The organism is Streptomyces spororaveus (assembly GCF_016755875.1).
In the GTDB taxonomy this organism is placed as follows: Bacteria; Actinomycetota; Actinomycetes; order Streptomycetales; family Streptomycetaceae; genus Streptomyces; species Streptomyces spororaveus.
Genome location: NZ_BNED01000005.1, coordinates 3272990 through 3287770, shown reverse-complemented (window position 1 = coordinate 3287770; position 14781 = coordinate 3272990). Strand labels below are relative to the sequence as shown.

Annotated in this window: 14 protein-coding genes; all 14 read left to right on the top strand. The window is 70.7% G+C overall.

The annotated features are described in order from the left end of the window. The first annotated feature begins 3 nt into the window (after nucleotides 1-3). Nucleotides 4-987, top strand: coding sequence for an ABC transporter ATP-binding protein (locus tag Sspor_RS16915; RefSeq protein WP_372499831.1), 984 nt, complete (start codon nucleotides 4-6; stop codon nucleotides 985-987). Continuing rightward, the gene (locus tag Sspor_RS16910; protein WP_202199887.1) at nucleotides 980-2032 is read left to right on the top strand and encodes an ABC transporter ATP-binding protein; all 1053 of its coding nucleotides are present in this window, start codon (nucleotides 980-982) and stop codon (nucleotides 2030-2032) included. Before Sspor_RS16915 ends, Sspor_RS16910 begins: the two co-directional genes overlap by 8 nt. Nucleotides 2033-2160: 128 nt before the next feature. Then, on the top strand, nucleotides 2161-3087 hold the full coding sequence (locus Sspor_RS16905) for a GNAT family N-acetyltransferase (RefSeq protein ID WP_202199886.1): 927 nt from the start codon (nucleotides 2161-2163) through the stop codon (nucleotides 3085-3087). 107 nt (nucleotides 3088-3194) lie between these two features. Next, nucleotides 3195-4823: a peptide ABC transporter substrate-binding protein gene (locus Sspor_RS16900; protein ID WP_202199885.1), complete on the top strand. Its 1629-nt coding sequence runs from the start codon at nucleotides 3195-3197 to the stop codon at nucleotides 4821-4823. Between the two features lie 31 nt (nucleotides 4824-4854). Continuing rightward, nucleotides 4855-5778, top strand: a complete 924-nt coding sequence (locus Sspor_RS16895; protein WP_202199884.1) for an ABC transporter permease — start codon at nucleotides 4855-4857, stop codon at nucleotides 5776-5778. Continuing rightward, nucleotides 5771-6784 (top strand): ABC transporter permease, encoded by a 1014-nt coding sequence (locus tag Sspor_RS16890; protein ID WP_202199883.1) that lies wholly within the window; start codon nucleotides 5771-5773, stop codon nucleotides 6782-6784. The genes Sspor_RS16895 and Sspor_RS16890 overlap by 8 nt, the downstream gene beginning before the upstream one ends. Before the next feature lie 12 nt (nucleotides 6785-6796). Next, nucleotides 6797-7780, top strand: a complete 984-nt coding sequence (locus Sspor_RS16885) for an ABC transporter ATP-binding protein (protein WP_202199882.1) — start codon at nucleotides 6797-6799, stop codon at nucleotides 7778-7780. Next, the gene (locus tag Sspor_RS16880; protein WP_202199881.1) at nucleotides 7773-8861 is read left to right on the top strand and encodes an ABC transporter ATP-binding protein; all 1089 of its coding nucleotides are present in this window, start codon (nucleotides 7773-7775) and stop codon (nucleotides 8859-8861) included. Before Sspor_RS16885 ends, Sspor_RS16880 begins: the two co-directional genes overlap by 8 nt. 351 nt (nucleotides 8862-9212) lie before the next feature. Then, complete coding sequence (locus Sspor_RS16875) at nucleotides 9213-9407, top strand: hypothetical protein (RefSeq protein WP_030012369.1); 195 nt, start codon at nucleotides 9213-9215, stop codon at nucleotides 9405-9407. 23 nt (nucleotides 9408-9430) lie between these two features. Then, nucleotides 9431-10327: an N-acetyl-1-D-myo-inositol-2-amino-2-deoxy-alpha-D-glucopyranoside deacetylase gene (gene mshB, locus Sspor_RS16870; RefSeq protein ID WP_202199880.1), complete on the top strand. Its 897-nt coding sequence runs from the start codon at nucleotides 9431-9433 to the stop codon at nucleotides 10325-10327. Then, a complete protein-coding gene (locus Sspor_RS16865) occupies nucleotides 10324-10707 on the top strand; it encodes a DUF6113 family protein (RefSeq protein WP_202199879.1) in 384 nt (127 codons plus the stop codon). The genes mshB and Sspor_RS16865 overlap by 4 nt, the downstream gene beginning before the upstream one ends. Nucleotides 10708-10912: 205 nt before the next feature. Then, the gene (locus Sspor_RS16860; RefSeq protein WP_202199878.1) at nucleotides 10913-12928 is read left to right on the top strand and encodes a peptidoglycan binding domain-containing protein; all 2016 of its coding nucleotides are present in this window, start codon (nucleotides 10913-10915) and stop codon (nucleotides 12926-12928) included. A 163-nt stretch (nucleotides 12929-13091) separates the two neighbouring features. Further along, nucleotides 13092-14036, top strand: coding sequence for an ABC transporter ATP-binding protein (locus Sspor_RS16855; protein WP_202199877.1), 945 nt, complete (start codon nucleotides 13092-13094; stop codon nucleotides 14034-14036). Next, complete coding sequence (locus Sspor_RS16850; protein WP_202199876.1) at nucleotides 14033-14773, top strand: ABC transporter permease; 741 nt, start codon at nucleotides 14033-14035, stop codon at nucleotides 14771-14773. The genes Sspor_RS16855 and Sspor_RS16850 overlap by 4 nt, the downstream gene beginning before the upstream one ends. Nucleotides 14774-14781: the final 8 nt, after the last annotated feature.

The following is a 14781-nucleotide window of genomic DNA, read 5'->3' as shown; positions in this document are numbered from 1 at the left end:
GAGGTGGACAACCTCCAGGTCGAGTTCAAGACCCGTGACGGGGTCGCCAAGGCCGTCAACGGCGTGAGCTACAGCGTCAGCGCCGGCGAGACCCTCGCCGTGCTCGGCGAGTCCGGCTCCGGCAAGTCCGTCACCGCCCAGGCGATCATGGGCATCCTCGACAGCCCGCCCGGACGCGTGTCCGGCGGCGAGGTGCGCTTCCACGGCAAGGACATCCTCACGATGTCCGACGAGGAGCGCCGCAAGCTCCGTGGCAACAAGATGGCGATGATCTTCCAGGACGCGCTGTCCTCCCTGAACCCGGTCTACTCGGTGGGCGACCAGCTCGGCGAGATGTTCCGGGTCCACCGGGGCACGTCCAAGAAGGACGCGAAGCTCAAGGCCATCGAGCTCATGGAGCGCGTGAAGATCCCCGCCGCCAAGGCGCGCGTGGGTGACTACCCGCACCAGTTCTCCGGCGGTATGCGCCAGCGCATCATGATCGCCATGGCGCTGGCCCTGGAGCCGGACCTGATCATCGCCGACGAGCCGACCACGGCCCTCGACGTGACGGTCCAGGCGCAGGTCATGGACCTTCTCGCGGAGCTCCAGCGCGAGATGAACATGGGCCTGATCCTGATCACCCACGACCTCGGCGTCGTCGCCGACGTCGCGGACAAGATCGCCGTCATGTACGCGGGCCGGATCGTCGAGACCGCTCCGGTCCACGAGATCTACAAGCGCCCGTCCCACCCGTACACCCGCGGCCTGCTGGACTCGATCCCGCGCCTGGACCAGAAGGGCCAGGAGCTCTACGCGATCAAGGGCCTGCCGCCCAACCTGCTCCGCATCCCGACGGGTTGCGCCTTCAGCCCCCGCTGCCCCAAGGCGCAGGACATCTGCCGCACCGAGATCCCGGTGCTGCACCCGGTCACCGAGCAGGACGGCACCGAACTGCCCGGCCGCGGCAGCGCGTGCCACTTCTGGAAGGACCAGATCCATGGCTGAGCTCACCAAGAACGCCACCGAGCGCGAGCCGATCCTCCAGGTCCGTAACCTGGTCAAGCACTTCCCGCTGACCCAGGGAATCCTGTTCAAGAAGCAGGTCGGCGCGGTCAAGGCGGTCGACGGGATCTCCTTCGACCTCTACCAGGGCGAGACCCTCGGGATCGTCGGCGAGTCCGGCTGTGGCAAGTCCACGGTCGCCAAGCTCCTGATGAACCTGGAGCGCGCCACCGCGGGCGAGGTCTTCTACAAGGGCCAGGACATCACCAAGCTGTCCGGCCGGGCCCTGAAGGCCGTGCGCCGCAACATCCAGATGGTGTTCCAGGACCCGTACACGTCGCTGAACCCGCGCATGACGGTCGGCGACATCATCGGGGAGACCTTCGAGATCCACCCCGAGGTGGCCCCGAAGGGCGACCGGCGCCGCAAGGTCCAGGAGCTCCTGGACGTGGTGGGCCTGAACCCGGAGTACATCAACCGGTACCCGCACCAGTTCTCCGGCGGTCAGCGCCAGCGCATCGGCATCGCCCGCGGCCTCGCGCTCAACCCGGAGATCATCATCTGCGACGAGCCGGTCTCCGCGCTCGACGTGTCGGTGCAGGCGCAGGTCATCAACCTGATGGAGAAGCTGCAGAACGAGTTCAACCTGTCCTACATCTTCATCGCGCACGACCTCTCGATCGTCCGGCACATCTCGGACCGCGTCGGCGTCATGTACCTCGGCAAGATGGCCGAGATCGGTACCGACGCCGAGATCTACGAGCACCCGACCCACCCGTACACGCAGGCGCTGCTCTCGGCCGTCCCGGTCCCCGACCCGGCCGCCCGCGAGGGCCGCGAGCGCATCATCCTCACCGGTGACGTCCCGTCCCCGGCCAACCCGCCGTCGGGCTGCCGCTTCCGCACCCGCTGCTGGAAGGTCCAGGACAAGTGCTCCACCGAGGAGCCGCTGCTGGCGATCCCGGAGCGCTTCAAGGGTGTGAACACCCTGGCCGCGCACGAGTCCGCGTGCCACTTCGCCGAGGAGAAGGCCATCCTGGCCGTCTGACCGACGCGTACCTTCCGACGGCCGGTCCCGGTGCCCCACGGCGCCGGGGCCGGCCGTCCGCGTACCCGGGGACGGGAGCCCGCCGAAACCGGTTGCGCCCCCCGGAGCCCGGGCCGGACAGTGACCGCATGACCCTCACCGTACGGCCCGCCGGGCCCGGGGACGCGTCCGACATCTGCGCCCTGCTCAATGCCGTCGACGTGATCGAGATCGGCCGCCCGGAGACCGATCTGGGCGCCGTCGAGTCCGACCTCAACGCCCCGGACGTCGACCTGGCCACCGATTCCTGGCTCGCCTTCCAGGACGGGAGACCCGTCGCCTACGCCCTCGTCTGGGCGGACTCGGGCCCGGGCCGCGTCGACGCGGACCACTACGTGCTGCCCGGCCACCGCGAGGCCGCCGTCCTGCTGCTGGAGCGCATGGAGGCCAGGGCCCGGGAACTGTCCGCCGGGCCCGGCGTACTGAGACTCCAGCTCAACGTGAAGCCCACCCTCGACACCTCCCTCCTCACCGGGCGCGGCTACCGCACCATCCGCCGCTACCAGGTCATGACCCGCACCCTGGCCCCGGCCGCCGATCCGGCGCCGACCCCGCCGGCCGGCCTCACCCTGCGCCACTGCGCCGGTGACGAGGCCGACCGCCACCGGGCCCACGCCCTGGTCGAGCGGACCTTCGCCGCGCACTTCGGCCATGTGGACCGCTCGTACGAGACCTGGCTGGACCACCTGGACGGCCGCAAGCTCGACTGGTCACTGGTGTGGATCGCGAGCCTGCCCGGCCACGGCGACGTGGCCGTGCTGCTCACCCGGGACGACCGTACGAGCACGGCCTGGGTCAGCCACATCGGCGTGGCCGAGGAGGTGCGCGGCCGGGGGATCGGCGGCTTCCTGCTCCGCCACTGCTTCGCCGTCTACGCGGAGCGCGGCCGGGACCGCGTGGGCCTCGGCGTGGACACCCGCAACGAGACCGGCGCGCTCGCGCTGTACGAGGCGCACGGCATGGGCCTGCACTACGCGGTCGACTCGTGGGAGCTTTCATTGCACCCCCAGGGGTGACAGGGGAGGGACGCGCGGGTGCAATCGGGCCAACGAGGAGTGTGCAGGACCCCACATAGGGTGACATAGGCCCCTAAGCGAGTCTTGGGATCCCTAGGAGGCACTCCATGCGCGGAGCCACCCACGCCAAGTGGGCCGCATGTGCGGTGGCCGTCGCCCTCGCGGCGACGGCCTGCGGCGGCGGTAGCGACAGCGGCGGAGGCGGCGAGGCGGGAATCGTCAGCTCCTCGTGGGGTGATCCGCAGAACCCGCTGGAGCCCGCCAACACCAACGAGGTGCAGGGCGGCAAGGTCCTCGACATGCTCTTCCGGGGTCTCAAGCGCTACGACCCGAAGACGGGCGAGGCCCTCGACATGGTCGCCGAGAAGATCGACACGACGGACAGCCAGAACTTCACCATCACCCTGAAGGACGGCTGGAAGTTCAGCAACGACGAGCCCGTCACCGCGCAGTCCTTCGTCGACGCCTGGAACTACGGCGCGGACGTGCGCAACAAGCAGAACAACTCGCCGTTCTTCTCCGACATCGTCGGCTACGCGGACGTCCACCCCGCCTCCGGCGAGCCCAAGGCCAAGACCATGTCCGGTCTGGTCGTCAAGGACGCCAAGACCTTCACGGTCGCGCTGAAGAACAAGTTCTCCACCTGGCCCGAGACCCTCGGCTACCAGGCCTTCTCCCCCCTGCCCAAGGCGTTCTTCACCGACCACGCCGCGTGGCTGGACAAGCCGATCGGCAACGGCCCGTACACGGTGGACTCGTACACCAAGGGCACCGGCATGAAGCTGCGCAAGTGGGACACCTACCCCGGTCCGGACAAGGCGCAGAACGGCGGTGTGGACCTGAAGGTCTACACCGACAACAACACCGCCTACACCGACCTGATCTCCGGCAACCTCGACCTCGTCGACGACATCCCGGCGCAGCAGCTCAAGAACGTCAAGAACGACCTGGGCGACCGGTACATCAACCAGCCGGCCCTCATCATCCAGACCCTCACCTTCCCGCTGTACGACCCGCAGTGGAGCAAGGAGGGGATGGAGAACGTCCGGATCGGCATCTCCCGGGCCATCAACCGCGACGAGATCACCAAGCAGATCTTCCGCGAGACCCGCACCCCGGCCAAGGACTGGACCTCCCCGGCCCTCGGCGAGAAGGGCGGCTTCTCCTCCACGGTCTGCGGTGACGCCTGCGTCTACGACCCGGTCGCGGCCAAGAAGCTCATCACGGACGCGGGCGGGCTCCCCGGCGGCAAGGTCACGCTGACCTCCAACGTGGACACCGGCTCGCACCGCGACTGGATGGACGCCGTCTGCAACAGCATCAACAACGCGCTGGGCGAGGGCCCGGTCTGCACGGTCAACCCGATCGGCACTTTCGCCGACTTCCGCAACCAGCAGAGCAGCTTCAAGCTGACCGGCCCCTTCCGCTCCGGCTGGCAGGCCGACTACCCGCTGATCCAGAACTTCCTCCAGCCCCTCTACTACACCGGGGCGTCCTCCAACTACGGGAAGTTCAGCAACGCGGACTTCGACAAGCTCGTCGACGAGGCCAACCAGGAGAGCGACCAGGCCAAGGCCGTCGCGAAGTTCCAGGACTCCGAGAAGATCCTCGCCGCGCAGATGCCGTCCATCCCGCTCTGGTACCAGAACGGCAGCGCGGGCTACGCCGAGCGGCTCTCGGACGTGGCGCTCAACCAGTTCAGCGTCCCCGTGTACGACCAGATCAAGGTCGGCTGACCCGCGTTTCGGATCGATCCTGGAGCAGTCCATGGGACGTTATGTGATCCGGCGGCTGCTCCAGATGATCCCCGTGTTCATCGGCAGCACGTTCCTGATCTTCTTCATGGTGTACGCGCTCGGTGACCCGGTCGCGGCGCTCTTCGGCGACAAGGCGCCCGACCCCGCCACCGCCGCGCGCATCCGCAAGGACCTCTTCCTCGACCAGCCCCTGTGGAAGCAGTACCTCCACTACATGGGCCAGATCTTCAAGGGCGACTTCGGCACGGCCTTCAACGGCCAGCCGGTCACCGAGCTCATGGCCAGCGCCTTCCCCGTCACCCTGCGCCTGACCGCCGTCGCGATCTTCTTCGAGGTCGTCATCGGCATCACCCTCGGCGTGATCAGCGGCCTGCGCCGGGGCAGGTCCGTCGACACCACCGTGCTGGTGCTGACCCTCGTCGTCATCTCCGTACCGACGTTCGTGACGGGCTATCTGCTCCAGTACGTCCTCGGCGTCAAATGGCACTGGGTGCGGCCCAGCGTCTCCGAGGACGCACCCCTCAACGAGCTGATCCTGCCCGGCATCGTCCTCGCGCTGGTCTCCCTCGCCTACGTCACCCGGCTCTCGCGCACCTCCATCGCCGAGAACGTCAAGGCCGACTACGTGCGCACCGCCACCGCCAAGGGCCTGCCGCGCCGCCGGGTCGTCACCCGCCACCTGCTGCGCAACTCGCTGATCCCGGTGGTCACCTTCATCGGCACCGACATCGGCGCGCTGATGGGCGGCGCCATCATCACCGAGCGGATCTTCAACATCCACGGCGTCGGCTACCAGCTCTACCAGGGCATCCTGCGCAACAACTCGCCCACGGTCGTCGGCTTCGTGACCATCCTCGTCATCGTCTTCCTGCTGGCGAACCTGCTCGTCGACCTGCTCTACGCGGTCCTGGACCCGAGGATCCGTTATGCCTGAGCCGAGCCAGCCCGCCTACGACCCGCTGCAACCCGGAGAGGGAGAGGCCATCGCACCCACCGGCCAGGGCGGGCCCATGGATCTGGCACTGGACGAGGCCGAGAGCCTGGAGCAGAGCGCGTCGGCCGCCTCCGGTGGACCCGGCTCCGGACCGCGGGAGAAGCCCCGCTCGCTGTGGTCCGACGCCTGGCACCAGCTGCGCCGCAACCCCGTCTTCATCATCTCCTCGCTGATGATCCTCTTCCTCGTGATCATCTCGATCTGGCCGCAGCTCATCGCGAGCGGTGACCCGCTGCAGTGCGACCTGTCCAAGTCGCAGCAGGGCTCCTCCCCGGGCCACCCCTTCGGCTACGACACCCAGGGCTGCGACGTGTACACCCGTACCGTCTACGGAGCCCGCGCCTCCATCACCGTAGGCGTCTGCGCCACCCTCGGCGCCGCCCTGCTCGGCTCGGTGCTCGGCGGGCTCGCCGGGTTCTTCGGCGGATGGGGCGACGCGCTGCTCTCCCGGGTCGCCGACATCTTCTTCGGCATCCCCGTCGTCCTCGGCGGCCTGGTCTTCCTGTCCGTGGTCACCAGCACCACCGTCTGGCCGGTGGTCGGCTTCATCGTGCTCCTGGGCTGGCCGCAGATCGCCCGCATCGGCCGCGGCTCCGTCATCACCGCCAAACAGAACGACTACGTCCAGGCCGCCCGGGCCCTCGGCGCCGGCAACGGGCGGATGATGGTCCGGCACGTGGGGCCCAACGCCATCGCCCCCGTCATCGTCGTCGCCACCATCGCGCTCGGCACGTACATCGCCCTGGAGGCCACCCTGTCCTTCCTCGGCGTCGGCCTGCGCCCGCCCACCGTCTCCTGGGGCATCGACATCTCCAACGCGGCCCCGCAGATCCGCAACGCCCCGCACATGCTGCTCTGGCCGGCCGGCGCGCTGAGCCTGACCGTCCTCGCCTTCATCATGCTCGGCGACGCGGTGCGCGACGCCCTCGATCCCAAGCTGCGCTGAGGAGCCCCGCACATGCTGCTCGAAGTCCGCGACCTGCACGTGGAATTCAAGACGCGCGACGGAGTCGCCAAGGCCGTCAACGGCGTCAACTACTCGGTGGCCGAAGGCGAGACGCTCGCCGTGCTCGGCGAGTCGGGCTCCGGCAAATCGGTCACCGCCCAGGCCGTCATGGGCATCCTCGACGTGCCGCCGGGCCGGATCGCCGGCGGCGAGATCCTCTTCAAGGGCAAGGACCTCCTCAAGATGAAGGGGGAGGAACGGCGGAAGATCCGCGGCGCCGAGATGGCGATGATCTTCCAGGACGCGCTCTCCTCCCTGAACCCGGTCCTGAGCGTGGGCGCGCAGCTCGGCGAGATGTACGAGGTGCACCGCGGGATGTCCCGCAAGGAAGCCAAGGGCAAGGCCGTCGAGCTGATGGACCGGGTGAAGATCCCGGCGGCGAAGGAGCGGGTGGGGGACTACCCGCACCAGTTCTCGGGCGGCATGCGCCAGCGCATCATGATCGCGATGGCGCTGGCACTGGAGCCCTCGCTCATCATCGCGGACGAGCCGACGACGGCCCTGGACGTCACCGTCCAGGCCCAGGTGATGGACCTGCTGGCCGAGCTCCAGCGCGAGCTGAACATGGGCCTCATCCTGATCACCCACGACCTCGGCGTCGTCGCCGACGTCGCGGACAAGATCGCCGTCATGTACGCGGGCCGGATCGTCGAGGCGGCCCCGGTCCACGAGATCTACAAGGCGCCCGCGCACCCGTACACGCGCGGCCTGCTGGACTCGATCCCGCGCCTGGACCAGAAGGGCCAGGAGCTGTACGCCATCAAGGGCCTGCCGCCCAACCTGGTGGCCATCCCGCCCGGCTGCGCCTTCAACCCGCGCTGCCCCATGGCGCAGGCGGTGTGCCGCACCGACGTCCCGCCGCTGTACCCGGTGACCGAGTCCCCGGTGGAGCGGACCAGCGCCTGCCACTTCTGGAAGGAATGCCTCCATGGCTGAGTCCCTGCTGGAAGTGAAGAACCTGGTCAAGCACTACCCGCTGACCCGGGGCATCGTCTTCCGCAAGCAGGTCGGCGCGGTCAAGGCCGTCGACGGGGTCTCCTTCGGCCTGCGCGCCGGTGAAACACTCGGCATCGTCGGCGAGTCCGGCTGCGGGAAGTCCACCGTGGCCAAGCTGCTGGTCAATCTGGAGCGGCCGACGGCGGGCGCGATCTCGTACAAGGGCGAGGACATCACCAAGCTGTCGGGGCGCGCCCTGAAGGCCGTGCGCCGCAACATCCAGATGGTGTTCCAGGACCCGTACACGTCGCTGAACCCGCGCATGACGGTCGGCGACATCATCGGGGAGCCCTACGAGATCCACCCCGAGGTGGCCCCCAGGGGCTCGCGCCGGCAGAAGGTCCAGGAACTCCTGGACGTGGTGGGCCTGAACCCGGAGTACATCAACCGCTACCCGCACCAGTTCTCCGGCGGCCAGCGCCAGCGCATCGGCATCGCCCGCGGCCTCGCGCTCCAACCCGAGATCATCGTCGCCGACGAGCCCGTCTCCGCGCTGGACGTCTCCGTCCAGGCCCAGGTCATCAACCTGCTGGACCGGCTGCAGAGCGACTTCGGCCTGTCCTACGTCTTCATCGCGCACGACCTCTCGATCGTCCGGCACATCTCCGACCGGGTCGGGGTCATGTACCTCGGCCGGATCGTCGAGATCGGCACCGACAGCCAGATCTACGACCACCCGACCCATCCGTACACGCAGGCGCTGCTCTCGGCCGTCCCGGTCCCCGACCCGGAGGCCCGCGCGCACCGCGAGCGGATCATCCTCAGCGGCGACGTCCCCTCCCCGGCCAACCCGCCCTCGGGCTGCCCCTTCCGCACCCGCTGCTGGAAGGCCGAGCCGCGCTGCACGGCGGAGGTTCCGCTGCTCGCGGTCCCGCAGGTCTTCCCCTCGGGCCCGGCGGCCCACCCGTCGGCCTGCCACTTCGCGGCGGAGAAGCAGGTGGTCCCGCCGTCGGACCAGCCGCCGCAGCCGCCGCAGCCGCCCCCGCCCCCGCCTCCGACGGGTCCGCTGACGAAGGAGTAGCCGACGACCGATCATTTCCGGCCACCGCTGCGCGCCCGGCGGAGGGACGGCAGGAGCCCCGGCAACTCCGTTCACACGGGAGTAACTTGACCGTTTCTGCCCCGAGATCTGGGGCATGCAACGTGAATGCCGTGCGGCCGTGCGGGTGCCGACAGCCGGCCGGGGAGGCGTGCAGCCTCGCCGGCCGGCCTCCCCGTGACCCCACTCGTGCGCGCCATGCGCCCCTCGTGCTGCCGGATTTCGATCGATGCGCTGGTACGGATAGTTATGATCCGTAGCGCACGGTGGGTATGACTCCTGCCGAGCACGAATGCGCGTACCGATGTCCGCTCGACGTGGAGGTGAAACGCCGTGGCACTCTCGATCTCCGCCGTGGTGCTGCTGGCGATCATCGTCTTCCTGCTGGTCCGGAGGGCGGGCCTGAAGGCGGGACATGCGGTGGTCTGCGTACTGCTCGGCTTCTACCTGGCGAGTTCCACCATCGCCCCGACCCTCAGCCAGCTCACCTCGAACGTGGCGAGCATGATCAGTGGCCTCAAGTTCTAGGTCCCGCCTCGTAGGCTGGCCCCATGAACGGTCTTCCTGCCCGTCGTCTGCTCCTCGTGCACGCGCACCCCGACGACGAGTCGATCAACAACGGCGTCACCATGGCCAAGTACGCGGCCGAGGGCGCCCACGTCGCGCTGGTGACCTGCACCCTCGGCGAGGAGGGTGAGGTCATCCCGCCCGGGCTCGCCCACCTGGCGGCCGACCGCGAGGACACCCTCGGTGCCCACCGCGTCGGCGAGCTCGCCGCGGCCATGGCCGAACTGGGCGTCCACGACCACCGGTTCCTCGGCGGCCCCGGCCGTTTCCGGGACTCCGGGATGATGGGCGCCCCGCAGAACCACCGCCCCCAGGCCTTCTGGTCGGCCGACGTGGACGAGGCCGCCGCGTACCTCGTGGAGGTGATCCGGGAGCTGCGGCCGCAGGTGCTCGTCACCTACGACCCGGACGGCGGATACGGGCACCCCGACCACATCCAGGCCCACCGGGTCGCCATGCGCGCCGCCGAACTGGCCGCGGAGCCCGCGTACCGGCGCGACTTCGGCGCGCCCCACACGGTCGGGAAGATCTACTGGAACCGCGTCCCGCGCTCGGTGGTCGAGGAGGGCTTCGCCCGGCTGCGCGCCGCCGGGGGCGAGGTGCCCTTCCCCGCGGTGGGTTCGCCCGAGGACGTGCCGGGGGTCGTCGCCGACGAGCGGATCACCGCCGAGATCGACGCCAAGGACACCTTCGCGGCGGCGAAGGCCGCCGCCATGCGGGCCCACGCCACCCAGATCGCGGTGGACGGGTCCTTCTTCGCCCTCTCCAACGACCTGGCGCAGCCGCTGTTCACCCGCGAGTACTACGAACTGGCTGAGGGCCGGCCGGGCGTCCCGGCGGGCGAGCGCGAACACGACCTCTTCGCGGGGGTGGAGGCGTGAGCGGGACCGCGACGGCCGGCCGGATCGCCGGCTGCCTGGGCATGCTGGTCGCGGGCGTGCTGACCGGCGCGGCCGGCTGGCTGGTGGTCGACCTCTGGTTCCCCGGCGGTCTGCTGCTCGCCCTGCTGGCCGTCCTCGGGCTGTTCCTCGGGGGCCGGATCGCCCTCGGGACCGGCTTCGGGGTGGGCGGTGCCGCGGTCGGCTGGTTCCTCTCCTACATCCTGCTCGGCGTCCCGCGCCCCGAGGGAGACTTCCTCCTCGGTTCGTCCGGAATCGGCGTGTACATCTACCTTTTGGGTGGAACGGTTCTCGCTGTGATGTGTGCCACGATGCGCGGTCCGCTGAATCGGCCGGTTTCGGCCGCTCGGCCCGCCAAGTGACGTGGTGTCGGACCTCGTAGGGAGGTATGCCGTGGGGAGCGCCGGGCTGCCCGCCGGGCACTTCAGAGGGGTTTGACCGGCGCTATCAGGAACCCCTGATTCCCGCCAGACAGTTGCGTGCGGGCGGCGGCCAGTATGGTGGACGGGCCGCCGAGCTGCCCGCGCACGGTACGACGGGCGGTGGAGCCAACCGGGAGAACCTGCCTTGAGTCGTGAAACCGACAGTTCGTCCTCCGGGCCCCAGGGGCACGGTGGAGCCGCTTACCCCTCGGGTACACCGCCGTACGGAACCGGCCAGTACCCGACCACGGACGCTGCGGCGACCGCTCCGGAGGAGAACGCTGTGACCTCGAAGCCGTCCACACCCGATGCCGACGGGCCCAAGACCGAGACCACCCTGACGACCCGGATCCGGATCAACATCCCGGGTTCGCGGCCGATCCCGCCGGTGGTCGTGCGCAAGGCGATGGGCACCAGCTCCGCCCCGGCCGGGGCCGGGGAGCAGACCCGGCCGGAGCCGACGCCCGAGCCGGCCCCGCCGCTCGCGCAGCGCCGCGGGCCGCAGCCGACCCGCATCGAGGCCGCGCCGGAGCCGGACCGCGCCCAGCCGCAGGCGCCCGCTCCCGCGCCCGCCCCGGCCGCCGAACCCGAGGAGGCGGCCAGCAACTGGTTCGCCCCCCGCAAGCCCGCCGCGCAGGCCCAGGCCCCCGCCGCGGCCCAGACGCCGCCGGCCGCGGCCGCGCCGCCGCTCGCGCAGCGGCCGTTGCCCACCCGGACGCCGTCCCCGACGCCGACCCCGGCCCCCGCACCGCCGGCCATGCCGGGCGCGGGCTTCGCCCCGCCGCCGCGCACCCAGGCCCCGACGGCGCCCGGACCCGACGCCGGCTACGCGCCGCCGCGCACCCCGGCACCGCCCGTGGCGGACTACGGCCAGGGCTTCGCCCAGCCCCCCGGCGCCGCGGCCCCGATGCCCGGCGGCCCGGGCGTCGGGAGCACCCAGGGCTTCCCCGTGTACGAGGACGACATGGTCGACGCCGGCCCCGTCACCGAGGCGTTCCCGGCCTACGGCGGTGGCCCCGCCGGACCCACCGGCGGCCCCGGCTTCGGCTCCGGCCCCGTCGGCGGCCCCGCCGGCGCGGCCGCCTTCGACGAGGCTCAGTGGCCCGGCCCCGACCTGGACGGCCCGCTGCCGACCCCGGTACCGGCTCCCGCCCCGGGCGGCTCCCGCCCCGCGGCCGCGCAGCCGAAGGCCGCCGGCAAGGGCGCCGGCAAGCCCGCCAAGAAGGGCCGCTCCAAGCTGGTCCTGCTCGGCGGCGGCGTCATCGCGCTCCTCGGCGTGGCCTACGGCGCCGGGCTGCTCCTGAACCACTCCGACGTCCCCAAGGGCACCACCGTCCTCGGCGTCGACATCGGCGGCAGCCGCGACGAGGCCGTCTCCAAGCTCCAGACGGCCTTCGGCACCCGCGCCGCCGCCCCGATCCAGCTCACCGTCGGCGGCAAGCCCGTCGAGCTGAAGCCCGAGAAGGCCGGCCTGACCCTGGACGCCCAGACCACCGTCCGCAACGCGGCCGGCAGCGACTACAACCCGATCACGGTCATCGGCTCGCTCCTCGGCAACGAGCGGGTCGCCGACCCCGTGCTGCCGACCGACGAGGAGAAGCTCCAGGTCGCGCTCCAGGAGCTCGCGGGCGCCTCCGGCACCGCCACCGAGGGCACGATCAAGTTCGACACCGGCAAGGCCGTCGCGGTCCCCGGCACCGCCGGCACCACCCTCGACGTGGACGCCTCCGTCCAGCTGGTGGCCAAGGCCTTCAAGGACCAGGTGGCCACCGGCAAGGCGGCCGCGGTCGAACTGCCGACCACCACCAAGGAGCCGGCCATCGGCCAGGCCGAACTGGACCGGGCCATGAAGGAGTTCGCCGAGCCCGCCATGTCGGCGAACGCCACGGTCAAGGTGGGCGCCAAGTCCATCGCCTTCGGCGCCAAGTCCCTGCCCAAGATCCTGAGCATGCAGCCCGTCGACGGCCACCTGGTCGAGAAGTTCGACCTGGAGGCGCTCAAGGCGACCTACGGGAACACCTTCGACGGGATCCTGATCACCCGCGGCAACGGCGAGAAGACGCCCGTCCTGCCGCAGGACATCGCCGGCCCCCTCGGCAAGGCACTGCGCGGCAAGACCACGGCCGAGCGCACCGCGGTCGTCGACACCAACCCGAACTAGCGCCCGTCCCGCCCGGACCGGCAGGTCCCGGCACGGCAGAGACAGTGCCCCCGCCCGCACCCCGGGCGGGGGCGCTGTCACGTCCGCCGCATGACATCCGTCATCACGCACGCACGACGCCCGACACTGCCGCGCGGGACCCCGTACGGGCGAATCTCTCTCCATGACGACGACGACCGCGACACGCACCGCGAGGCCCGCCACCGACACCGTGGTGAGCTTCGAGAACGTGACCAAGCACTACGGCCCGGTCCGGGCGGTCGACGGCCTCTCCCTCGCACTCCACCCGGGCGAGACCGTCGCGCTCCTCGGCCCCAACGGTGCCGGCAAGTCCTCCACCCTCGACCTCCTCCTCGGCCTGCGCCCCGCCGACTCCGGCTCCGTCCGGCTCTTCGGCACCACCCCGCGTGAGGCCGTCGCCGCCGGGCGGGTCGGCGCGATGCTGCAGAGCGGCGGCCTGATGGAGGAGGTGACCGTACGGGAGATCGTCGCCCTCGGCTGCGCCCTGCACCCGCGGCCGCACCCCGTCGACCAGGTGCTCTCCCGGGCCGGCATCGACAGGATCGCCGACCGCCGGGTCGACAAGCTCTCCGGCGGCCAGGAGCAGCGCGTGCGCTTCGCGCTCGCCACGGCCGGCCACAACGACCTGATCGTGCTCGACGAGCCGACCACCGGCATGGACGTCACCGCCCGCCAGTCCTTCTGGGCCACCATGCGCGAACAGGCAGACCAGGGCCGCACCGTCCTCTTCGCCACCCACTACCTGGAAGAGGCCGACGCGATCGCCGACCGGGTCCTCGTCCTCAGCAAGGGCCGGCTGCTCGCGGACGGCACCGCCGCCGAGATCAAGGCCAAGGCCGGCGCCCGGAAGATCTCCTTCGACCTGACCGGCGCCGCCGCCGCCGACATCGAGCGACTCCGCGCGCTGCCTCACCTGACGGCCTTCGCCCACCACGGCGACACCGTGCGCATCCAGTCCCGCGACGCCGACGCCACCGTCCACGCCGTGTACGCGCTCGGGCTCCGCCCCCGCAATCTGGAGGTCGCGGGCCTCGGCCTGGAACAGGCCTTCATCGCCCTCACCGAGGCCGAGGAGGCCACCCAGTGAACGCCCTCATCAAGCTGGAGATCGTCCGCGCCCTGCGGAACAAGAAGTACCTCTTCTTCACGGTCATGTACCCGGCCGCGCTGTTCCTGATGCTCGGCGGAACCCTCGACGGCACCACCAAGGTCATGGGCACCGAACTGACCATGCCCGCCTTCTACATGGTCGCCATGTCCTCCTTCGGCGCCCTGACCGCCGTCCTGGTGGGCAACAGCGAACGCATCGCCAAGGAACGGGAGAAGGGCTGGGTCCGCCAGCTGCGCCTGACCGCCCTCCCCGGCCGCGGCTACGTCCTCGCCAAGACCGCGGGCGCCGGAGTGCTCTCGCTCCCCGCCATCCTCGTCGTCTTCGCGGTGGCGGCCGCCGTGAAGGGCGTACGGTTCGAGGCCTGGCAGTGGCTCGCCCTCACCGGCTCGATCTGGGCCGGCAGCCTGGTCTTCGCGGCCCTCGGCGTCGCCCTCGGCTACCTGGCCAGCGGGGACACCGTCCGCCCCATCACGATGCTCGTCTACTTCGGGCTGTCGATCCTCGGCGGCCTGTGGATGCCCACCGCGACATTCCCGCAGTGGCTCCAGGACATCTGCGCGTACCTCCCCACCCACGCCTACGCGGGCCTGGGCCAGGCCATCGAGCTCGGTGGCGCACCCCGGACCGGGGACGTCGTGCTCCTCGCGGTGTACTTCGTACTGTTCACCGGTGCGGCCGCCTGGCTGTACCGCAAGGACTCACTGAAGGCTTGAACCTGTGG